The organism is Roseitalea porphyridii (genome assembly GCF_004331955.1).
GTDB lineage: Bacteria > Pseudomonadota > Alphaproteobacteria > Rhizobiales > Rhizobiaceae > Roseitalea > Roseitalea porphyridii.
Genome location: NZ_CP036532.1, coordinates 341,382 through 361,157, shown reverse-complemented (window position 1 = coordinate 361,157; position 19,776 = coordinate 341,382). Strand labels below are relative to the sequence as shown.

Below are 19,776 nucleotides of genomic sequence, written 5' to 3'. Positions count from 1 at the left end.
CATTCCGGAACTCGATTCCGGAATCCATCGTCGCCATCGCCGCCACTGGATCCCGGAATCAAGTTCCGGGATGACGGGGGCGGCCGGGACGTGAACCTTGCGCGCGCCGCATTTGCCGCCTAGCTGATCGGCACGAACCGGGAGCACAACGCCATGAACACACGCCGCCTGCTCGGCGACACGGTCGGCCGCACGATCATCAAACTCGTCGTCGTCTCGCTGATCGTCGGCGCGGTGATGAGCGTGTTCGGCCTGGCCCCGCTCGATATCTGGTTCGGCCTGCGCGATTTCGTGGTCAGCGTCTGGAACAGCGGCTGGGCGGCGCTCGGCCGGTTCGGCGACTGGCTGATCCTGGGCGCCAGCATCGTGGTGCCGCTGTTCATCCTGGCGCGGCTTCTGAGCTACCGCTCCGAACGCTGAAGGCGAATTCGCTCGCCGTGTGATGCAACAGCGCGTGGCGGCGGGCGAGCGCGTCGAGATCGCGCGAATAGCCGCCGCCGATCACCCCGCAGACCGGCACGCCCCGCGCCCGGAAATGGCTGATCACCATCCGGTCGCGCTGCTCGATGCCGCGGTCGGTCAGCGCCAGCCGGCCGAGCCGGTCCGGGGCGTGCACGTCGACGCCGGCATTGTAGAAGACGATGTCGGGTGATGGCATGCGGCCCCGCAATTCCTCCAGCACCAGCGCCAGCGTCTTCAGATAGGCCGTATCGTCCATGCCGTCGGGCAGGCCGAGATCGAAATCGGACGCCTTCTTGCGCACCGGATAGTTCTTGTCGGCATGAACCGAGGCCGCGAAAACGCGGCCGTCGCCGGCAAGGATGTCGGCGGTGCCGTCGCCCTGATGCACGTCGAGGTCGACGACGAGCGCATTGGAGATCTCCCCGTCGGCCAGCAGCACGCGCGCGGCGACGGCGACGTCGTTGAAGGTGCAGAACCCCGCCCCTTGCGCGAAGCGCGCATGATGGCTGCCGCCGGCCGTGTTGCAGGCGATGCCGTGTTCGAGCGCCAGCCGGGCGGCCAGCACGGTGCCGGTCGTCGCGCACTGGGCGCGCAGCGATGTCCGCTCGGTCACCTCGAAACCGATCTCGCGCTCGATCGGGCGCGGCACGGCACAGGCGTAGACCTGATCGACATAGGTCGCATCATGGGCGAGCTTGACCCAGTCGCGCGGGGCGGGCGCGGGCACGATGAACGTGCCGGGCGCGGCTAGGCCGTCCTCGACCAGGACCTCGGCGAGACGACGATACTTGCCCATCGGGAAGCGGTGGTCGGGATCGAACAGCGCGTCATAGGCCGGGTTGTGGACGATCGGCAAAGTCATGCGGCTCACCTAAGCCGGCCCGCCGCGAATGCAAACTGTCACCAGCCCTGTCACCAATACAATTGCCGGCTTGCCCGGCGTCGTGGGTTCGGGCAGGGCAAGCCGATGTCAGCGCCCGATACGACCGCAACGGCACAGGCCACGCCCGGCTTCGAGGTCACAAACCGCATGGTGTTCGCCATCGCGGTGCCGATGACGCTCGCCTATCTGACGACGCCGCTGCTCGGCATCGTCGACACGGCGGTGGTCGGCCAGTTCGGCGACGCGGCGCTGATCGGCGGGCTCGCCATCGGCGCGATCCTGTTCGATATCGTGTTCGTTACCTTCAACTTCCTGCGCATGGGCACGACGGGCTTCGTCGCCCAGGCGGTCGGTCGGGGCGACGAGACCGAGCAGCAGGCCGTCTTCTGGCGCGCCATCCTGATCGCACTGGCGGGCGGGCTGATCCTGCTGCCGCTGTCGCCGCTGATCCGCGAAATCGGCATCGCCATCATGGCCCCCGGCGACGCGGTGGCCGAGGCGACCCGCACCTATGTGACGATCCGCTTCCTCGCCGCCCCGTTCACGCTGATCAACTATGCGATCCTCGGCCTGCTGCTCGGACAGGCGCGCGCGATCGCCGCGCTGATCGTCCAGTCCTTCATCAACGGCATCAACATCGTCCTGTCGATCGCGCTCGGCCTGTGGCTCCAATGGCAGGTGGCCGGCGTCGCCTGGGCGACGGTGTTCGGCGAGGGCATCGTCGCGATCGGCGCGCTGATCTGGCTGTGGCGCGGGTTCAACACCGACAAGGCGCCCTCGCGCGGCCGCATTTTCGACCGTCCGGCCTTCGTGGCGCTGATCGCGCTCAATCGCGACATCATGATCCGGTCGTTCGCGCTGCTCGCCGCGTTCGCGCTGTTCACGCGGCTCGGCGCGCAGTTCGGCGCGGTGACGCTGGCGGCCAACGCGATCCTGATGAACTTCTTCTTCATCGCCGGCTATTATCTGGACGGATTCGCGGTCGCCGCCGAACAGCTCGTCGGCCGGGCCATCGGCGCGCGCCATGGCCGGCCGTTCTGGCGCGCGGTGAAGCTGACCGCGCTGTGGGGTTTCGTGCTGGCCGGCTTCACGACGGTCGTCGTGCTGGTCGCCGGCAACTGGTTCATCGACATCATGACGACGGCCGAAGGCGTGCGCGCCGAAGCGCGCGTGTTCCTCGCATGGGCGGCCTTCACCGCCGTCGCCGGCGTCTTGGCCTTCCAGATGGACGGGGTCTATATCGGCGCGACATGGTCGGTCGACATGCGCAACATGATGCTGCTGTCGCTGGCCGTGTTCATCGCCGCCGGCTACGGGCTGACGCCCGTCTTCGGCAATCACGGCCTGTGGTTCGCGCTGAACCTGTTTCTCGGCCTCAGGGGACTGTCCCTGCTGGCGCTGCTGCCCTCGCGCGCGCGGCGCGTGTTCGGCTGATAATCTACTCCGCCGGGAGGTCCTTCGTCGCCCATTGTGCCGTGGTCCGGTCGCGAAGATCGCTGATGGATGCCGCCCCCGCCTCGTCCAGCGCCGCCGACAGGCCTTCGCAGATGCGCCGGGCGATCGTCGGGCCGCGATAGATCATGCCCGTATAGAGCTGGACCAGATCGGCGCCCGCCTCGATCTTGCCGAGAGCGGTCTCGGGCCCGTCGACGCCACCGACGCCGATCAGCGCCATGTCGGGGCCGACCCGCTGCCGGGTCTTGGCGAGCATGATCGTCGCGCGGTCGAACAGCGGCCGGCCGGACAGCCCGCCCGCCTCGCCCGGATCGGCGGTCAGCCCGGCTCGCGACAGGGTCGTGTTGGAGACGACGATCCCGTCGATCGCCTTGTCGACCACCTCGGCGACGATGTCGTCGAGGCCGGTCTCGGTGACGTCCGGGGCGATCTTCAGGAAGACCGGCACCCGGCGACCGGTTTCCTCGATCTTGCGGATGCGCGCCTCGCCGACCCGGGCCAGCAGGTCGCCGAGCGCATCGCGCGCCTGAAGATCGCGCAGCCCGGGCGTGTTCGGCGAGGAGATGTTGACGGTGAAATAGGACGCCAGCGCATAGAACCGCTCGAGCCCGGCGACATAGTCGGCCGGCTTGTCGTTGGTGTCCTTGTTGGCGCCGATGTTGACGCCGACGATGCCGGTGCCGTTCCGCGCCTCGAGCCGGAACCAAGCCGCCTCGTGCCCCTGGTTGTTGAAGCCGAGCCGGTTGATCACCGCCGCATCTGCGGGCAACCGGAACACGCGCGGCTTCGGGTTGCCCGGCTGCGGACGGGGGGTGACCGTGCCGACCTCGGTGAAGCCGAAGCCGAGCCCGAGCAGCGCGTCGGGCACTTCGGCGTTCTTGTCGAACCCTGCGGCGACGCCGACGGGGTTGGGAAAGTGGAGGCCGGCCAGGTCCACGGCGAGGCGCGGGTCGACGTCGGCCCGATGGCGCGGGAGCTTCCCGGTTCTCAGGCCCCTGACGGCCAGGGCGTGCGCGGTTTCCGGATCGAAGCGGAACATCAGCCAGCGGCCGAGCCGGTCGGTCAGCCCTTGCAGCATCAGCCGTCGAGCTCCGGGAAGAGGTGCGCCCCGTCATCACCGAGCGGCAGCGGTTTCACCCAGGCAACACTGTCAGGATCAAGCGGTGCGTACAGATGCGGGAAAAGCGCGCCGCCGCGCGAAGGCTCCCAGCGCAGCGCCGCGCCCAGCGCGGCCGCAGGCACCGCGATCAGGACCAGTCCGTCCTGTCCGGCGAAATGCCTGGCCGCGGTCTCGCGCACCTGGGCGGCGGTGGACAGGTGGATGTAGCCGTCCCTGATGTCGATCGGCGCACCGTCGAACCGGCCAGCGGCCTCGGCGTCGGCCCATTCGGCGCGGGTCGCGATCTTGTAGACGGTGGCTGTCATGGCTCTCCCTTAGACCGGCGAAGGCGATGCCGGAAGCCATCGCGCAAGGGTCGCGCTTCTTGTCCACGGCCCATCATATTTCTCGCGCATTGTGGTGGAACATGGTCCTGAAGGGACATGGCGGTCGCGATGCGGCCGAGGAGGAACCGATGAAGGCAGTAATCCCTGCAAGCGGCCTTGCGCTGCTGACCATGATGGCGGGACCGGCCCTCGCCGATGCCGGCCGCTACGTGATGGAGCCGACCGAGAACGGCTTCGTGCGGATGGACACGCAGACCGGCGAGATGTCGGTCTGCGCGCTCGAGGGCGAGGAGGTCGTGTGCCGGCTGGGCGCCGACGAACGTTCGGCCTTTCTCGATGCGCTCGACGCGCTGGAATCGCGCGTGGCTGTGCTCGAACGGCGTCTGAACGCGGATGGCAGCGCCGCGATCGCGCGCGAGGGGCTTCCCAATCCCGAGGAGTTCGAGCGCGGGCTCGGCTACATGGAGGAATTCATGCGCCGCTTCATGGGCATCGTCGAGGAGTTCGAGGAACGCGACGGCCGCACCTGAGCGGTCCGCCTATTGCCGGGCCCCCGATGGCGGCACGGCCAGCGCCTGCTCGATGATCGAGAGCACGGCCGCGCTTTCGCAGATCGGCATCGCGGGATGGCCCGTCTCGCCGCGCCGGACGGCGGACTGCACCGCGGCAGCCTCGAAGTTCAGGCCCTGCGAGGGACGGGAGAAGTCGAACTTTTCCCGCCCGGGCACGGGCAGGCGTCTGGCGATCCGTTCCGCCCAGCCGCCCGAAGCAGGCGCTGTGTCGAGCGATCTGTCCCAGACGGTCAGCGACTGGCCGGTCAGAAACGGCGGGTCGATGCGCAAAGCGCCTTTTGTGCCGAACGCGACGAAATGATTGTCGGCGACCTGGTCGGCCCGCTCGACGAAGCCGACCCGCAGATCGACCGGGACGTCGCCGCAGCGGATCGACAGTTCGGCCTCGATGTCGACCTCGGTCGGCGCGGCGAGCCAGCTTGCCTTTTCAAGTACCGGCGTACCGAACAGGAAGGCCGCCGTGGAAATCGGGTAGACACCGAGATCAAGAAGCGCGCCGCCGCCGAGCGCCTTGCTGAACAGGCGATGCTCGGCGTCGAACGGCCGGTGGAAGACGAGGCTCGCCTCGGCCCGCTCGATCGTGCCGAACCGGCCCTCGCCGATCATCGCACGCGCGCGCTGGACCGCCGGCAGAAACCGCGTCCACAGCGCTTCCATGGCGAACACGCCCGCCTCCGATGCCGCATCGCCGATCCTGCGCGCCTGCTCGGCGGTCATGGCGATGGGCTTTTCGATCAGCACCGGCTTGCCTGCGTCGATCGCGGCGAGCGCCTGTTCGCAATGCAGCGGATGGGGCGAAGCGATGTAGACCGCGTCGATGGCCGGATCGGCGAGGAACGCGTCGGCATCGACATAATGGGTCGCAAAACCGTGCGCGGAAGCGAAGGCCTCGGCCGTCTCGGCGCTGCGCGAACACACGGCCACGCGGGCTGCGCCGGGGACGTGCGCAAGGTCGCGCGCAAACTGCGTGGCGATCTCGCCGGTGCTCCAGACGCCCCAGCCGAATGCGCCCGCATCCACATGGGCGTCGTCTGTGGCAAGGGCGTCAGGGGTGGTTTTCGGGTCCGTCATCGATACGATCCTGGCATTGGCACCTCAACAATCCGCCAACCTCCGATCGGTTCAAAAAAGCCCGAACGGCCTGCTGGACAGCCGGTCCGCCCATGCTATATAGCGCCGGTCCTGAGCGGGGCTTGCCGCCCCTTCCAGTAGCATGATTGCCAAGACCCGTGCCCGGGTAGCTCAGGGGTAGAGCAGCGGATTGAAAATCCGCGTGTCGGTGGTTCAAATCCGCCCCCGGGCACCATTTCCTTCACCTCTAAACCGCTCCTTTCCCGTCCGCGCAGACGCGTTTGGGACCGAGCTCAGCATTCGCTGCCGATGGCGCCGTCACGGTGCGCCCGCCTTCGCCACGGCGAGGATCTCGGCCAGCACCGAGACGGCAAGCGTACGGGCGTCGCGGCTCGAGGGAACCAGTCCGATCGGACCGCGCAGCCGTTCGAGATCGCCTGCGCCCACGCCCATCGCCTCAAGTTCTGCCAACCGCGCGTCGCGGGCGCGGCGGCTGCCCTGCGCCCCGATGTAGAACGCCTCGCTGGCGAGCGCGGCCTTCAGGATCGGCGGCTCCCAGTCATGGTCGTGGAAGAACAGGACGACCGCCGTCCAGGCATCGGGCGCCAGATCGGCGGGCATCGCCCTTGAGACCAGGTGGCGCGTGTGACAGCCCGAGGCGCCGGCCGCCGCGAGCGTTTCCCGGTCGGGCGAGAGCAGCAGGTTCGGATAGCCGGCGGCGGCGGCAAGCCCGGCGAACGTGCTGGCTTCCGGCCCCTTGCCGAAGATGTGGAACCGCAGCTCGGGCAGGAACTCAACGGCGAACCAATCGCCCCGTGCATCGGAGGTCTTTCGCGCCAGGCCAAGCGCGCCGCTTTGCCGGTCGATCTCCAGCCTTGCGGGCCGACGCGCATCCAGCGTGGCGACGAGTTCGCCCAGCGTCGCGCGGTCCGGTTCCGGAACGAGGAGGATGTCGAGCCCGCCCCCGCAGGGCAGTTCGATATCGATATAGGGCGAGCCGCGGCCGTAGCGCACGGCCATCGGGCGGCCGTCTGCGAGCGCGGCCTCGGCGTGCAGGGCCAGATCGGCCTCGATGCAACCCGACGAGAGCGAGCCGACGCGCCGTCCGTCGGCGAGGAACGCCATCGCCGCACCGACCGGCCGGTAGGACGGCCCTTCGGTGCCGGTAATGAAGGCGAGGACCGCCGGCGCGTCCGTTTCGGCGAGTGCGGCGAGCGGCGCGCGGATCGGACCGAAGTCGAGGACGGGAAGCGTATCGGTTCGTGTCAGCATATCCTATCGTATATCGCCCGAGGTCTCCGGGAAATGGCCGGGACCGACATAGGCCGTCGGCGCTTACGCCAATTGGGGTACGCGATGCGCCGGCCGGCCGGTTTCGGCCGGTGTTGGCTGCCGGAGGCGGACGGGCGCGTCGAGGGCGGTCGGCCGAAGGCTGGTCAAGGCGACCGGCTTGAGCTAAGCCACGGAAAGCGGACATCAACCCTGACGTGCAGCGCCACGCGGGATGACAGTATTGGGGGGACGACCATGGCTCTGGGAATGGCCAATATGAACAGTCTGCCGGCACTGCTGCTCGCCGGCGTCCTTTGCAGCGCGGCGGCGCCCGGCTGGGCGCAGGAGACGGCAACACCGACGCCGAGCCGGTCGAGCGAGTCCTTCGCAGACTGGAACGTCGACTGCACGCTGGCCACGGCGCCCGCCCAGGACGGCGAGGAAGGCACCCAGAGCCCGCCACGGCGCGTGTGCGAGGCGGTGCAGGTCTATTCGAGCTCCAACACGGGCGCGGAGATCGCGCGGCTGGCGTTCGGATATGGCGGCGAGGAAGACGGGCTGGTGATGGCCATGCGCATGGTCGCCGACGTCTCGTTCGACAGTGCACCGGCGCTGGTTTCCGGCGACCAGACGCTGCTCGAAGGTCGCGTCACCCGCTGCGCGGGCGGTTTCTGCTTCGTGCAGTTCGAGGACGCCGAGGATGTCGCGGGGCTTTTGCTCGACAACGAAAACCCGGCGGTGCGCTATCCGGTGGCGAGCGGCCAGCTGCTCGCGATCAGCGTGTCGTCCGACGGGCTGACCGAGGCGCTCGATACGCTCGCCGCGCGCAGCCGGTGAACGACAAGCAGGCGGAGGGGACGAAGACACGATGAGCGACGCGACCACCAAGGAACCGGCCGCAGCGGACGCGGCCAACGGCAAGGCCAACACCGAGCGCAGCCTTCCGGCCATGTACGAGACGGTGTCGGTGCTGTCGGCCGGACTGCATGGCGACCTGCGGTTCACGCCGGCCAACAAGTTCCCCGGCGCGGCGGGTCTGAACGCGATCATCGTCGCCGCCGCCGAGTTTCCCGAAGCGGCCCTGCACTATCCGATCGTCTTCAGCGAACAGGGCGACAAGCACGCCGCGCACGTGATCACCGGGCACACGACGGGCGAAAACAGGTTCGTGGAGAAATCCGGCAAATGGCGCACCGGCGCCTACATCCCGGCCTATGTGCGGCGCTATCCGTTCATCCTCGTCGAGGACACCGAGCAGGACAAGCTGACGCTCGCCGCCGACCTGAAGAGCCGATGGTTCGGCGACAAGAAGGGCGAGCCGCTGTTCGAGGACGGAAAGCCGAGCGAAACGGCGCAAAACGCGTTCAAGTTCTGCACGACTTATCACAGGCAGCTTCTGGAGACCGATGTGCTGCTGGGACAGATCGCCGAGACCGGCATCCTCGTCGAGCGCAATGCCGACGTGACGCTCCCCGACGAGACCAAACGCCGCATCACCGGGTTCAAGGTGGTCGACGAGCAGAAGCTCGGCGAACTGGACGACGAGACATTCCTGTCGCTGCGCAAGAACGGCGCGCTTTCCCTGATCTACTGCCATCTGATCTCGATGCGCAATTGGCGCAACATCGCGGCGGCCACGGCGAAGTAGCGGCCGGAGCCCGCCGCGCCATCGCCACCGCCCGATGCCGCTCACGCGCTCGTGATCGGGCATTCATGGCGTATTCACAATCGGGAATGTACAGACGGTGCATGCGTATCGTCGTCGCCATGGTTCTGCTCGCGTCCGTTCTGACCACCCATGCGGTGGCGCTCGAACGCGCGTCGACCAAGGTGCTCGATGGCGCCATGCATGTGGTGGCCACCGTCGGTGACGGCGTGGTCGAGGCGACCTTCGCCGCCATGACCGATCCCGGCGCCGCATCGGCGACCGAGTCGACGAACGGCCCGTGCATCAAGAACGGCGATTGCGCCTTCCTTCTGCCGCTGCACCGGTTCAGCGCGCAGTCACCGCCGCTCGAGCACGGCCAGTTGCCGGCCCATCGTCCCGCCATTCACTATGGCAAGGGTCTGGAGCGGCCGCCGATCTCCTGAGGCGCATCTCGCCCCGGGCCGCGCCCGGTCACGTCTTGATTCAGGAGACCAACATGCTTTCACGACGCATCTTCATAGCCGGAGCGGGCACGAGCCTATTGGCGCCCGTGCTTCCGGCCCACGCCCACGACGCCGACTTCCGGCTCGAGCCCCGTTTCGAACCGCAGTCGGTGCGCTTTGGCGGCTATGCGCCCGGCACGATCGTTGTCGATCCGCGCAACCACTATCTGTACTGGACCGAAACGCCCGCCCGCGCACGCCGCTACGGCGTCGGCGTAGGCCGGGCCGGCCTCGCCTTCCGGGGCGAGGCGGTCATCAGGCGCAAGGCCGAATGGCCAAGTTGGCGGCCGACCGACAACATGATCCGCCGCAATCCTGCCCGATACGCCAAATACGCGAACGGGGTGCCCGGCGGGCCGGGCAATCCGCTCGGATCGCGGGCGCTCTACCTCTATCGGGGGAACCGGGACACCATGTACCGCATTCACGGCACGACGGAGCCGGAAAGTATCGGACGATCGGTGTCCAATGGCTGCATTCGCATGCTGAACGCGCATGTGGAAGATCTGTACGACCGCGTGCCGCTCGGCACGCCGGTGGTGGTACTGGGATAACGCACACGAAATGACTCAAGAAAATCTGACCAGACGCCGGTTTGCCGCGGGTGCGGCAGGCCTGGCAGGACTTGCATTGGCCGGCTGCACCACCAGCGCGCCGTCACGAAGGGCGGCGGCGGTGCCGGTGAGGCCAGCGGACCCGCGCCCGTCGCCGACGGTGGTGGCCGCCTACGGGCCGATGCCGAACGAGCAGTTTCCGCTGCCGGCGATCGACATCTCCAAGGTGCCCGAACGCTACTGGCGCCAGCAGGTGCGCTATCCGACCGCCGAAAGGCCAGGCACGATCATCGTCGATATCGACGATTTCTACCTGTACCTTGTGCAGGAGGGCGGCATGGCCATGCGCTACGGCGTCGGCCTCGGCCGGGCCGGCTTCGAGTGGTCGGGCCGCGGCACGGTCGCCTACAAGCGAAAGTGGCCCAAATGGACGCCGCCGGACGAGATGATCGAACGGCAGCCCGAACTGGAAAAATGGAGCGTGCGCAATGGCGGCATGCCGCCCGGGCTTCAGAACCCGCTCGGCGCACGCGCGCTCTACATCTTCCAGGACGGCGTTGACACGCTCTACCGTATCCATGGCTCGCCCGAGTACTGGACCATCGGCAAGGCGGTCTCGTCGGGCTGCGTGCGCATGCTGCAGCAGGACGTGATCGACCTCTACGAGCGGGTACCGCCGCCCGCGCCGATCATCGTCACCTGACGATCGCCGGCCCGTCCGCCCCGTGCGGGCGGGCCGTTCATTGCGGGTTCGTCACGTCGATCTCGAGCGCGTCGACGATCGAGGCGGGGTTGGAGCGCATGCTCATGCCCAGGGCGACGAGCGGCACCGGCGAGGGCGCGCCGATGCTCAGGGCGACCGGCGTTCCGTTGTCGACGAGCTGGCCGATCGCGGCGGTCGCCCTGGCCGCCAGTTCCGCATCCCCCAGTTCCGCCAGCATCACCGGCACGATGGCCGAAAGCTGGGCGCGGATCGCCTCGGGCGACTCATCCTGCTCGGCGGCCGCCAGCGCGATGCCGCGTTCGACGATCGACGCGTCGTCGAAACGCGCATCGAGCCGCTTGAACGTTGCGCCGAGCAGGGCCATCGCGGCGGTCTGATCGGGCTTTTCAAAGATCAGCCGCGGCACGCCGCCGATCAGGCCCTCGAGCGCCAGCCTGCCGCCTTCGGCAAGTTCGGCGGCGGCCTCGAGATGAACGTCGCTGGTTGCCGCCTCCCATCGCGCCAGCATATCGGCGGACAGGACGAGTTGGTCGTAGCCGAGCCCGGCGATCGCCTCCCGCATCTGGGGTTCGAGATCGGCCACGTTCACCCGCAGACGATCGACGGTCAGGGCAAGACGGGTCGGGATCGGACCGATATGGTCGGACATCTCGAAGACGCTGCCATCGAGGGCGAAGTCGGTGTCCTGCTCGGGCACCCGGACGCGAACGCCCGCATTGATGATCCGGCCGAGCGTCGGCAACGCGGCGAGCACCAGTTCCGCCGGCGGTTCGCCGTCCTCGCTCGCCATGCCCAGCGCGATCAGCGCCTCGAGCGCCGGAAAGCCGATCTCGTTGACCTCGAACTGGTCGTAGCGGATGTGCTCGCCATCCTTGCCGCGAACGTCGAGGCCGCGCAGATAGGCCGAGCCAAGCCCTGCGGCGGACAGATCGCGCAGGCCGTAGGCCGCTAGCAGCCCCGACGCTTCATCGTCGGTGTCGAAGACGATCCCCGAGACCTCGAACTCGCCCAGGCGAAAAGCGCCGTAGATCGCGCCAACGAAGCGGATCAGCGCTTCGGCCTCTGGCTCGAAGTCGGGATCGGCGCGGCCGGCGACGATCAGCGCGTCAAGATAGGACAGAATGTCCGTTTGCGGGGTTCGCACGCCGATATCGTTCGCCGCGATCGCGTCGATCCGCAGCGACAGTCCATCGCCGGGCGCCGAGACGCGCATGTCGGCGACCGAGAACGCTCCGACCGCGGTCGCGTAATCGTCGGTGTTCGTGTCGCCGAACATGACATCGATCATCGTGCCGTAATTGTAGTCGGTCGCGCTGATCGGGCCCGCGGCGACGGCCACCGGCTCGCCGCTCTCCTCGTCGGGCGCGCTCATGGCATAGGCCTCGACCGTCAGCCGTCCGATATCGCCGCCCGCCGCATCCGACAGGCCGATGCCGTCGATGCGCTGGACCACCTCTCCGTCCCGGTCGGGGATCGCCGAGCGCGCGATCACCTGGTTGATCGACATCCGCGCGAAGCTCACATCGGTCAGCGCCCGCAATGGCGGGAGGAACTGCGAGGCCGGTCGGTCGTGGTGCGCGGAAACCTCAGGCCATTGCGCCCAGCGCAGATCGGTGATGCTCAGACCCTCGTAGATCGCGCTCGTCGGGCCGATGTCGGCATCCCCGACATCGATTTCGGCATCGACGAGCAGGACGTCGGCCTCGACCGCATCGGCGCTCAGATAGCCACCTTCCGCCGCCAGTCCGTCAAAGGAGATCGCGGGAAACCGCAGGCGATAGGTGACCGCGCCAGCGGGCCCGGTCTCGGCGTCCTCGGACGCACCGACCATCGCGCCGACGACGCGGGCCATCTCGTCGAGCGACAGTTCGATCGACAAGCCCGTCACCGTGGTCCGGTCGGCCTGCGGATCGTGGCCGATATCGTCGACCGTCAGATCGATGACCGCGCTTTCGGCGGCGCGCGCCACCCATTGTTCGACGATGGCCGGATCGGCGGCCGCCGGAGACGCGGCGAGCCCACCGAGCGCGATGCCGCCCAGCGCACGAACCATGGCATGGCTTGCAAGCGAAAATCGGAGCATCTCGATCCCCTCCCGAACGTGAGCGACCGCCCGATCAGCGGGCCGCCGCCCCTGGTGCGCCATCGTGGCGACACCATCATGTCAGAGCGCCGGAAGAATGGAAACGATGTTGGCGCTCTCGCGCGACGGGCTCTTGAAACTGCCGTCCGGCGCGGGTAAAGCGCTGAGGTCCGCCGGATGCCCCAGACGGCACCGAAACGGTCTTCGCCGCTGTAGCTCAGTTGGTAGAGCACGTCATTCGTAATGATGGGGTCGTAGGTTCGAGTCCTATCAGCGGCACCACTTCTTTCAGCCACAATGCAGCAATCGTTGGTGCATCGCACCTCGTCGCGGGCGACCGCCTGGTGGCCTGCGGCATGCCCTGCGGCTTCAGGCCGGCACGAGCGGCCAGATCAGCGGAATGATCGCCATGGCCGACACGAAGGTGGTCGCGTCCATGATCAGGCCAAGCCGCAGGAAATCGGTAAAGCGGTAGCCGCCGGCATTGTAGACGAGCGTGTTGGTCTGGTAGCCGATCGGCGTGATGAAGCTCGCCGAGGCGGCGATCATCACCGCGACGACGAACGGGCGCGGGTCGAGCCCGAGCGCCGTGGCAAGGCCGATCGCCACCGGCGTGACGATCACCGCCACGGCGTTGTTGGTGACCAGTTCGGTGAGCACCGTGGTCAGAAGATAGACGCAGGCGAGCGCGACGATCGGCGCCAGACCCATCAGCCAGGGCTCGATCGCGCCGACGACGATGTCGGCGAGCGCGGTCTTCTGCATGGCCGTGCCGATCGCCAGCATGCCGGCGATCAGGCCGAGCACCCGCCAGTCGACGGCCTGCACCGCCTCGTCGGCCTCCACGCACCGCGTCACGAGCACCAGCACCGCGCCGATCATCGCCGCGCCGGCGATCGGCACGATGTTCAGCGCGGCGGCGACAACGACCGCCAGCGCGATGCCGATCGCAAGCGGGGCCTTGTCGCGCCGGAACCCGCGCTCGGCCGGCTGGGAGACGTTGACGAGCCCGTTCTCCTCGGCAAAGCGCGACAGGTCCTCGGGCGCGCCCTCGATCAGCAGCGTGTCGCCGACGGCCAGCGGCGTGGTCTCGAACCGGTCGGCCATGTTGGTGCCGCCCCGGTGCAGCGCGATCGGATAGATGCCGTAGCGCCGCCGCAGCCGCAGATGGCGCAGGGTCCGGCCCAGCACCCGCGCATCCGGGCCGATCAGGATCTCGACGAGGGCGGACGAGCGCGCGCCGGTCTGCTGCAGGCGCCGGTCGCCGCCGAGCTGGCCCTCCTCCTTCATCGACAGGATTTCGGCCACCGGCGAGCGCAGCACGACGATGTCGCCCGGATCGAGGATGACATTGTCGAGGTCGCGGCGCAGCGACAGGTCGCCGCGCAGCACGTCGATGATCCGACGTTCGGGCTGGTTGAAGGCGATCACCTCGCGGGCGCGGGCGCCGACATGGGGCGAGCCCTCGTCGATGACGGCCTGTACGATGAAGCGGCGGCCCTGCTGACCGCCGCCAAGGCTCGCCATGTCCTGGCGCACCGGCAGGATGCGGCGGGCGACGAACATCGCGCAGATGCCGACCGTGGCCGCGACGATGCCGACCGGCGCGATCTCGAAGATGCCGAACGGCTGAAGGCCCTGATCGCGGGCGACCGTATCGACCAGAAGGTTGGTCGACGTGCCGATCAGCGTACAGGTTCCGCCCAGGATCGCCGCATAGGACAGCGGGATCAGAAGCTGCGAGGACGCCTGGCCCGTCTGCCGCGCGATCTGCACGGCGACCGGGATCATCAGCATCACGACCGGGGTGTTGTTCATGAACGCGCTCATCGCCGCGGCCGCGCCGAGAAAGGCGAAGAAGGCGAGCGCCGGGCGCGTCTTGGCGCGGTTCGTGGCGAACCGGGCGAACCGGTCGACCGCGCCGGTGCGGACCAGTCCGGCCGAAACGACGAACATCGCCGCGATCGTCGCGATGGCCGGCGAGGAGAGGACCGCCAGCACGTCGGGCGTTTCGAGAATGCCGGCGGCCAGGAGTACGGCCACGCCCAGCCCGGCGATCACCTCGGGGGTGCGCCATTCGCGGGCGAAGGCGACGAACATGGCGATGATCAGCGCACCGGTCAGGGTCGGGCCGAGCATGTCGGGATCAAGCGCCATGGCGGTTCGCCGCGTGTCCGCTCACCAATGGGGCGGCTTGTCGACGGGGACGGTTCCGCGCACGCGCTCCTCGGTCTCGGCGAGGCGGCGGGCGTAGACTTCCAGCTTGCGGCGCAGGTCGGCGATCACCTCGCCCTGCGCGACCACGACATCGTTGAGATCGTCGAGCATCTGCGCCTGGTGGGCGGCCAGGATCTCCAGATCGTCCAGTCGTTCACCGTCGGTCTTGGCCATTGAAATCCCATCGCGGACCCTCAGCGTAGCACGGGGCGCGAAGGCCGGCCAAGCGGCATGAGGGGCCCGCGCCGCCGGGCACCAGATGATCGCCTTTTCGGGCTGGATTCAAGCAATGAAAATGCTAGGATTTGCCCGTTTCACGCATCTTTCTTCCGGCCCCGGGAAACGGACAGCGCATGGCGCCTTATGCAATCGAGCTGATCGGAATCGACAAGAGTTTCGGGCCCGTCCACGCCAACCGCGACATCAACCTTGCCGTCCAGAAGGGCACGATCCACGGCATCATCGGCGAGAACGGCGCCGGCAAATCGACGCTGATGTCGATCCTCTACGGCTTCTACCAGGCCGATGCGGGCACGATCAAAGTCGACGGCAAGCCTGTCACCATCAACACGCCGAACGACGCGATCGCCAAGGGCATCGGCATGGTGCACCAGCACTTCATGCTGGTCGAGAACTTCACCGTGCTGGAGAACGTGATGCTGGGCGCCGAGGGCGCGCAGCTCCTGAACGGATCGATCGCCAGCGCGCGCGCCGAACTCAAGCGGCTCGAGGAGGAATACGCGCTCGAGGTGGATACCTCGGCGATCATCGAGGAACTGCCGGTCGGGCTGCAGCAGCGCGTGGAAATCCTCAAGGCGCTCTATCGCGGCGCCGAGATCCTTATCCTCGACGAGCCCACCGGCGTGCTGACGCCGGCCGAAGCCGACCATCTGTTCCGCATCCTCGAACAGCTCAAGGACCAGGGCAAGACGATCATCCTGATCACGCACAAGCTGCGCGAGATCATGGCGGTGACCGACAATGTCTCGGTCATGCGCCAGGGCGAGATGGTGGCGACGCGCAAGACGGCCGAGACATCGGTCGAGGAACTGGCCGAGCTGATGGTCGGCCGGCGCGTGCTGCTGCGGGTCGAAAAGGGCGAGGCCAAACCCGGCGACGTCAAGCTCAAGGTCGAGAACCTGACGGTCAAGGACAGCCGCGGCGTGACGATGGTCGACGATGTCTCGTTCGAGGTGCGCGCCGGCGAGATCGTCGGCATCGCCGGGGTCGCCGGCAACGGGCAGAGCCAAATGATCGAGGCGATCGCCGGCATCCGGCGCGCCGAGACGGGCCGTGTGCTGCTCGACGGCGAGCCGATCGGCGTGACCGGGGAAGCAGATCCGTTCATGCTGCGCAAGCGCGGCATGGCGCACGTGCCCGAGGACCGTCATCACATGGGTCTGGTCCTGCAGTTCGAGGAGAACGAGAACGCGATCCTCGGCTATCATGGCGACGCCGAATATGTGAACGGGCCGATGCTGAACATCGAAGGCATCCGGTCCGATGCCCGCGACAAGATCGAGAAGTACGACATCCGGCCGCCGAACTGCCGGCTGAAGACCGCCAATTTCTCCGGCGGCAACCAGCAGAAGATCGTGCTGGCGCGCGAGATGGAGCAGGATCCGACCGTGCTGATCGTCGGTCAGCCGACGCGCGGCGTCGATGTGGGCGCGATCGAGTTCATCCACAAGCGGATCATCGAGATGCGCGACGCCGGCAAGGCGGTGCTGCTGGTCTCGGTGGAACTGGACGAAATCCGCTCGATGTCCGATCGCATCCTCGTGATGTTCGCCGGCCGCGTCGTCGGCGAACGCGGTCCGGACGCGACCGAGGGCGAACTCGGCCTGCTGATGGCGGGGGTCGAGGGTGAGACAGCCAAGGAGGCGGCAGAGTGAGGCCCGGTTCGCGGCTCGCGACCGTCGCCGGCGTCCTTGCCGCACTCATGGTGCAGCCGGCTCTTGCGCAGGTGACGCTGATGCCGGACGGGCCGGGCGCCTACGCGGGCGGGGTCGATGCGCTCGACGTGCGGCTCGATGTCAGCACCGATGGCGACGGTGCGACGGCGGCACGGCTGACCGTCAGCATGGACGGCGCCGCCGTCTTCGAAAAGCGCTACGACGATCTGTTCGCCATGTTCGAGGTTCCGGTCGTTCAGATCGCGGAGATCGATCCGGCCAACGAGAGCCGCGAGGTCTTTCTGTCGAGCTATACAGGCGGTGCCCATTGCTGCAATCTGGTCAGCGCCGTTACCGCGACCGCCTCGGGCGACTGGACCGAGGTGGAGATCGGCCAGTTCGACGGCGGGCCGGTTCCCGAGAGCCTGACCGACCGCAATGGCGACGGCGCGGCCGAGTTCATGACCCATGACGGCCGGTTCCTCTACCAGTTCGCGTCCTATGCCGGCTCGTATGCGCCGCCGCTGATCCTGGGCGTCCGTGGAGGCGAGCGGGTCGACCTGACCGCCGATCCCGACTTCCAGTGGCATGTGCGCGCCCGGCTCGACCGGATGGGCGACATTCCCGCGGCGGGCGAATCACGCAATTCCTGGCTGGCGACCCATGCGGCGATCCAGCTTCTGCTGGGCGAGCCGGACCCCCTGGCCCGGGCGGACGCCGAATACGACCCCGACGTCACCTGGGGCCTCGAATATTGCCGCGATGCCGACGTCGCCATCTATGACTGCCCCGAGGCGGAGACGGCCTCACGGCCGTTTCCCGAGGCGCTGCGCCTGTTTCTGACCGAAACCGGCTATATGGAGTAGACCGCCCGATGGCCGCCCCTTACGCCAAACTGCCGCCCTGGGTCGATTACGGCCTGATCCCTCTGGTCAACGTGATCGTGGCGTTCCTCGTCGCCGGGCTCGTGGTGCTTCTGGTCGGCGAGAATCCGGTCCGCGCCGCGCAGCTTCTGGTACAGGGCGCGTTCGGCTCGGGCGACGGGATCGGCTACACGCTGTTTTACGCCACCAACTTCATCTTCACCGGCCTTTGCATGGCCGTCGCCTTCCATTGCAGCCTGTTCAACATCGGCGGCGAGGGCCAGGCCTATGTCGGCGGCCTCGGCGTCGCCATTGCCTGCCTCGCCTTCGATTCGGTCTTTCCCTGGTGGATCAACCTGCCGCTCGCGACGATGATGGCGGCGCTCGCAGGCGCCCTCTGGGCGCTGATCCCGGCCTGGCTGCAGGCCAAGCGCGGCAGCCACGTCGTCATCACGACGATCATGTTCAACTTCATCGCGGCCAGCCTGATGGTCTATCTGCTGGTCGGCCCGCTCAAGCCGGTCGGCTCGATGGCGCCCGAAACCCGTACCTTCGCCGAAGGCGCGCATCTGCCGAGGCTCGACTGGATGCTGGAGATGTTCGGGCTGACGATCCGCTCGGCTCCGCTCAACATCACCTTCCTTCTGGCGCTCGCGGCCGCCTTCGGCGTGTGGGTGCTGATCTGGCGCACGCGCCTCGGCTACGAGATCCGCACCATGGGCTATTCGCCGACGGCGGCGAAATATGCCGGCATCAACCAGACCAAGGTGATCGTCATCACGATGATGGTTTCGGGCGCTCTGGCCGGCATGATGGCGCTGAACCCGGTGATGGGCGATCAGCAAAGGCTGCAGATGAACTTCGTCGCCGGCGCCGGCTTCGTCGGCATCGCGGTGGCGCTGATGGGCCGGTCGCACCCGGCTGGCATCATCCCCGCCGCGATCCTGTTCGGCATGCTCTACCAGGGCGGCGCCGAACTGTCCTTCGAGATGCCGACGATCTCGCGCGACATGATCGTCATCATCCAAGGCCTTGTGATCCTGTTCGCCGGCGCGCTCGAGCATATGTTCAGGCCGACCATCGCGCGGCTGTTCCACATGGCCGGCGGGGGCACGCTCAAGCCTTCACCGCAGCCGGGCGAATAGGAGCGGCACGATGGGCATCTTCGAAACGCTGATCCTGATCCTCGATTCGACCGTCCGGCTGGCGATCCCGCTGATGTTCGCCGCCCTCGCCGGGCTCTATTCGGAGCGCTCGGGCATTTTCGACATCGGCCTGGAGGGCAAGATGCTGGCCGCCGCCTTCGCCGGCGCGGCCGCCGCCGCCGTCTACGGCAACGCCTGGATCGGCCTGCTCTTCGCCATCATCGTGTCGACCTTCCTTGCGCTGGTGCACGGGTTCGCCTCGATCACCCACAGGGGCAACCAGATCGTCTCGGGCGTCGCGATCAACTTCATCGCCGCCGGCACGACGATCATTCTGGGCCAGGCCTGGTTCCGGCAGGGCGGGCGCACGCCGGCGTTGATGGCCGAGGGCAGCCGCTTCACCGCGATCGAACTGCCCTTCGCCGAGGCCGTGCGCGACGTACCGGTCCTCGGTCCGATCTATTCGGAACTGATCTCGGGACACTCGATCCTGGTCTATCTTGCCTTCGCCGCCGTGCCGTTCACCTGGTGGGTGCTGTTCCGCACGCGCTTCGGCCTCAGGCTGCGCGCGGTCGGCGAGAACCCCGGCGCGGTCGACACGGCGGGCATCTCGGTCACCTGGCTGCGCTACCGGGCGGTGATGTGCACGGGCGTGCTTTGTGGCTTCGCCGGCGCCTATCTGGCGGTCGCGCAGAATGCCGGCTTCGTCAAGGACATGACCGCCGGCAAGGGCTTCATCGCGCTCGCAGCGCTGATCTTCGCCAAGTGGAAGCCGGTGCCGGTGATGTTCGCCTGCCTGCTGTTCGGTTTCCTCGACGCGGTCGCGATCCGGTTCGCCGGCATCGACATCGGCCTGTTCGAGGTTCCGCCGCAATTCATGCAGTCCCTGCCCTACATCCTGACCGTCGTGCTGCTGGCCGGCTTCATCGGCAAGGCGGTGCCGCCCAAGGCGGGCGGCCAGCCTTATGTGAAGGAGCGCTGAG

At 67.8% G+C, this 19,776-nt stretch carries 20 protein-coding genes and 2 tRNA genes; 14 read left to right on the top strand and 8 right to left on the bottom strand.

Annotated elements, in window-relative coordinates:
- Positions 1 to 153 precede the first annotated feature (153 nt).
- Complete coding sequence (locus tag E0E05_RS01785; RefSeq protein WP_131615136.1) at positions 154 to 420, top strand: DUF6460 domain-containing protein; 267 nt, start codon at positions 154 to 156, stop codon at positions 418 to 420.
- Here the strand turns inward: E0E05_RS01785 and E0E05_RS01780 are convergent.
- A complete protein-coding gene (locus E0E05_RS01780) occupies positions 380 to 1,324 on the bottom strand; it encodes a histone deacetylase family protein (RefSeq protein ID WP_131615135.1) in 945 nt (314 codons plus the stop codon). The two genes, E0E05_RS01785 and E0E05_RS01780, sit on opposite strands and share 41 nt — an antisense overlap.
- A 105-nt stretch (positions 1,325 to 1,429) precedes the next feature.
- Here E0E05_RS01780 and E0E05_RS01775 point away from each other — a divergent pair, with 105 nt between their 5' ends.
- Entirely contained in the window at positions 1,430 to 2,779 is a 1,350-nt protein-coding gene (locus E0E05_RS01775; RefSeq protein ID WP_131615134.1) for an MATE family efflux transporter, read from the top strand.
- A 4-nt stretch (positions 2,780 to 2,783) separates the two neighbouring features.
- On the opposite strand, the gene E0E05_RS01770 is transcribed toward E0E05_RS01775, so the two are convergent.
- Together E0E05_RS01770 and E0E05_RS01765 are read right to left on the bottom strand one after the other, a co-directional pair.
- Positions 2,784 to 3,875 carry a quinone-dependent dihydroorotate dehydrogenase gene (locus E0E05_RS01770; protein ID WP_131617850.1) on the bottom strand — a complete coding sequence of 364 codons (1,092 nt, stop codon included), beginning with the start codon at positions 3,873 to 3,875 and terminating at the stop codon, positions 2,784 to 2,786.
- A 2-nt stretch (positions 3,876 to 3,877) separates the two neighbouring features.
- Entirely contained in the window at positions 3,878 to 4,225 is a 348-nt protein-coding gene (locus E0E05_RS01765; protein ID WP_131615133.1) for a DUF952 domain-containing protein, read from the bottom strand.
- Between the two features lie 149 nt (positions 4,226 to 4,374).
- On the opposite strand from E0E05_RS01765, the gene E0E05_RS01760 reads away from it, so the two are divergent.
- Positions 4,375 to 4,776: a hypothetical protein gene (locus E0E05_RS01760; RefSeq protein ID WP_131615132.1), complete on the top strand. Its 402-nt coding sequence runs from the start codon at positions 4,375 to 4,377 to the stop codon at positions 4,774 to 4,776.
- Positions 4,777 to 4,785: 9 nt separating this feature from the next.
- On the opposite strand, the gene E0E05_RS01755 is transcribed toward E0E05_RS01760, so the two are convergent.
- Entirely contained in the window at positions 4,786 to 5,889 is a 1,104-nt protein-coding gene (locus tag E0E05_RS01755) for a Gfo/Idh/MocA family protein (RefSeq protein WP_131615131.1), read from the bottom strand.
- Positions 5,890 to 6,049: 160 nt separating this feature from the next.
- Between E0E05_RS01755 and E0E05_RS01750 the strand changes: the two genes are divergently transcribed.
- A tRNA-Phe gene (locus tag E0E05_RS01750) sits at positions 6,050 to 6,124 on the top strand.
- Positions 6,125 to 6,207: 83 nt separating this feature from the next.
- Here the strand turns inward: E0E05_RS01750 and E0E05_RS01745 are convergent.
- The gene (locus E0E05_RS01745; RefSeq protein ID WP_131615130.1) at positions 6,208 to 7,161 is read right to left on the bottom strand and encodes an XdhC family protein; all 954 of its coding nucleotides are present in this window, start codon (positions 7,159 to 7,161) and stop codon (positions 6,208 to 6,210) included.
- A gap of 276 nt (positions 7,162 to 7,437) precedes the next feature.
- Between E0E05_RS01745 and E0E05_RS01740 the strand changes: the two genes are divergently transcribed.
- The 5 genes from E0E05_RS01740 to E0E05_RS01720 all read left to right on the top strand — a co-directional run bounded on the left by E0E05_RS01740 (position 7,438) and on the right by E0E05_RS01720 (position 10,569).
- On the top strand, positions 7,438 to 7,998 hold the full coding sequence (locus tag E0E05_RS01740) for an invasion associated locus B family protein (RefSeq protein ID WP_158629244.1): 561 nt from the start codon (positions 7,438 to 7,440) through the stop codon (positions 7,996 to 7,998).
- A 31-nt stretch (positions 7,999 to 8,029) separates the two neighbouring features.
- Positions 8,030 to 8,809, top strand: a complete 780-nt coding sequence (locus tag E0E05_RS01735; RefSeq protein WP_131615128.1) for a SapC family protein — start codon at positions 8,030 to 8,032, stop codon at positions 8,807 to 8,809.
- 101 nt (positions 8,810 to 8,910) lie between these two features.
- Positions 8,911 to 9,252: a hypothetical protein gene (locus E0E05_RS01730; protein WP_131615127.1), complete on the top strand. Its 342-nt coding sequence runs from the start codon at positions 8,911 to 8,913 to the stop codon at positions 9,250 to 9,252.
- Positions 9,253 to 9,305: 53 nt separating this feature from the next.
- Positions 9,306 to 9,866: a L,D-transpeptidase gene (locus E0E05_RS01725; protein WP_131615126.1), complete on the top strand. Its 561-nt coding sequence runs from the start codon at positions 9,306 to 9,308 to the stop codon at positions 9,864 to 9,866.
- 10 nt (positions 9,867 to 9,876) lie between these two features.
- The gene (locus E0E05_RS01720) at positions 9,877 to 10,569 is read left to right on the top strand and encodes a L,D-transpeptidase (RefSeq protein WP_131615125.1); all 693 of its coding nucleotides are present in this window, start codon (positions 9,877 to 9,879) and stop codon (positions 10,567 to 10,569) included.
- A 37-nt stretch (positions 10,570 to 10,606) separates the two neighbouring features.
- Here the strand turns inward: E0E05_RS01720 and E0E05_RS01715 are convergent, their stop codons facing one another.
- Positions 10,607 to 12,673: a hypothetical protein gene (locus E0E05_RS01715; RefSeq protein ID WP_131615124.1), complete on the bottom strand. Its 2,067-nt coding sequence runs from the start codon at positions 12,671 to 12,673 to the stop codon at positions 10,607 to 10,609.
- A 206-nt stretch (positions 12,674 to 12,879) separates the two neighbouring features.
- Here E0E05_RS01715 and E0E05_RS01710 point away from each other — a divergent pair.
- Positions 12,880 to 12,955: transfer RNA gene (locus E0E05_RS01710), tRNA-Thr, on the top strand.
- Positions 12,956 to 13,042: 87 nt separating this feature from the next.
- Here E0E05_RS01710 and E0E05_RS01705 read toward each other — a convergent pair.
- Together E0E05_RS01705 and E0E05_RS01700 are read right to left on the bottom strand one after the other, a co-directional pair.
- Entirely contained in the window at positions 13,043 to 14,830 is a 1,788-nt protein-coding gene (locus tag E0E05_RS01705) for an SLC13 family permease (RefSeq protein ID WP_131615123.1), read from the bottom strand.
- Positions 14,831 to 14,851: 21 nt separating this feature from the next.
- Positions 14,852 to 15,064, bottom strand: a complete 213-nt coding sequence (locus E0E05_RS01700; protein ID WP_131615122.1) for a SlyX family protein — start codon at positions 15,062 to 15,064, stop codon at positions 14,852 to 14,854.
- A 179-nt stretch (positions 15,065 to 15,243) separates the two neighbouring features.
- Between E0E05_RS01700 and E0E05_RS01695 the strand changes: the two genes are divergently transcribed.
- The 4 genes from E0E05_RS01695 to E0E05_RS01680 are packed head-to-tail and all read left to right on the top strand — an operon-like array spanning position 15,244 to position 19,775.
- On the top strand, positions 15,244 to 16,785 hold the full coding sequence (locus E0E05_RS01695) for an ABC transporter ATP-binding protein (protein WP_131615121.1): 1,542 nt from the start codon (positions 15,244 to 15,246) through the stop codon (positions 16,783 to 16,785).
- The gene (locus E0E05_RS01690) at positions 16,782 to 17,651 is read left to right on the top strand and encodes a hypothetical protein (RefSeq protein ID WP_131615120.1); all 870 of its coding nucleotides are present in this window, start codon (positions 16,782 to 16,784) and stop codon (positions 17,649 to 17,651) included. Before E0E05_RS01695 ends, E0E05_RS01690 begins: the two co-directional genes overlap by 4 nt.
- A gap of 8 nt (positions 17,652 to 17,659) precedes the next feature.
- Positions 17,660 to 18,793, top strand: a complete 1,134-nt coding sequence (locus E0E05_RS01685; RefSeq protein WP_131615119.1) for an ABC transporter permease — start codon at positions 17,660 to 17,662, stop codon at positions 18,791 to 18,793.
- Positions 18,794 to 18,803: 10 nt separating this feature from the next.
- Complete coding sequence (locus E0E05_RS01680) at positions 18,804 to 19,775, top strand: ABC transporter permease (RefSeq protein WP_131615118.1); 972 nt, start codon at positions 18,804 to 18,806, stop codon at positions 19,773 to 19,775.
- The last annotated feature ends 1 nt before the right edge of the window (position 19,776 follow it).

Excerpts from the sequence above, each read along its gene's own strand:
- E0E05_RS01785 (WP_131615136.1), top strand. The coding sequence starts at position 154 with ATGAACACACGCCGCCTGCTCGGCGACACGGTCGGCCGCACGATCATC.
- E0E05_RS01780 (WP_131615135.1), bottom strand. The coding sequence starts at position 1,324 with ATGACTTTGCCGATCGTCCACAACCCGGCCTATGACGCGCTGTTCGAT.
- E0E05_RS01775 (WP_131615134.1), top strand. The coding sequence starts at position 1,430 with ATGTCAGCGCCCGATACGACCGCAACGGCACAGGCCACGCCCGGCTTC.
- E0E05_RS01765 (WP_131615133.1), bottom strand. The coding sequence starts at position 4,225 with ATGACAGCCACCGTCTACAAGATCGCGACCCGCGCCGAATGGGCCGAC.
- E0E05_RS01760 (WP_131615132.1), top strand. The coding sequence starts at position 4,375 with ATGAAGGCAGTAATCCCTGCAAGCGGCCTTGCGCTGCTGACCATGATG.
- E0E05_RS01755 (WP_131615131.1), bottom strand. The coding sequence starts at position 5,889 with ATGACGGACCCGAAAACCACCCCTGACGCCCTTGCCACAGACGACGCC.
- E0E05_RS01745 (WP_131615130.1), bottom strand. The coding sequence starts at position 7,161 with ATGCTGACACGAACCGATACGCTTCCCGTCCTCGACTTCGGTCCGATC.
- E0E05_RS01740 (WP_158629244.1), top strand. The coding sequence starts at position 7,438 with ATGAACAGTCTGCCGGCACTGCTGCTCGCCGGCGTCCTTTGCAGCGCG.
- E0E05_RS01735 (WP_131615128.1), top strand. The coding sequence starts at position 8,030 with ATGAGCGACGCGACCACCAAGGAACCGGCCGCAGCGGACGCGGCCAAC.
- E0E05_RS01730 (WP_131615127.1), top strand. The coding sequence starts at position 8,911 with ATGCGTATCGTCGTCGCCATGGTTCTGCTCGCGTCCGTTCTGACCACC.
- E0E05_RS01725 (WP_131615126.1), top strand. The coding sequence starts at position 9,306 with ATGCTTTCACGACGCATCTTCATAGCCGGAGCGGGCACGAGCCTATTG.
- E0E05_RS01720 (WP_131615125.1), top strand. The coding sequence starts at position 9,877 with ATGACTCAAGAAAATCTGACCAGACGCCGGTTTGCCGCGGGTGCGGCA.
- E0E05_RS01715 (WP_131615124.1), bottom strand. The coding sequence starts at position 12,673 with ATGCTCCGATTTTCGCTTGCAAGCCATGCCATGGTTCGTGCGCTGGGC.
- E0E05_RS01705 (WP_131615123.1), bottom strand. The coding sequence starts at position 14,830 with ATGGCGCTTGATCCCGACATGCTCGGCCCGACCCTGACCGGTGCGCTG.
- E0E05_RS01700 (WP_131615122.1), bottom strand. The coding sequence starts at position 15,064 with ATGGCCAAGACCGACGGTGAACGACTGGACGATCTGGAGATCCTGGCC.
- E0E05_RS01695 (WP_131615121.1), top strand. The coding sequence starts at position 15,244 with ATGGCGCCTTATGCAATCGAGCTGATCGGAATCGACAAGAGTTTCGGG.
- E0E05_RS01685 (WP_131615119.1), top strand. The coding sequence starts at position 17,660 with ATGGCCGCCCCTTACGCCAAACTGCCGCCCTGGGTCGATTACGGCCTG.
- E0E05_RS01680 (WP_131615118.1), top strand. The coding sequence starts at position 18,804 with ATGGGCATCTTCGAAACGCTGATCCTGATCCTCGATTCGACCGTCCGG.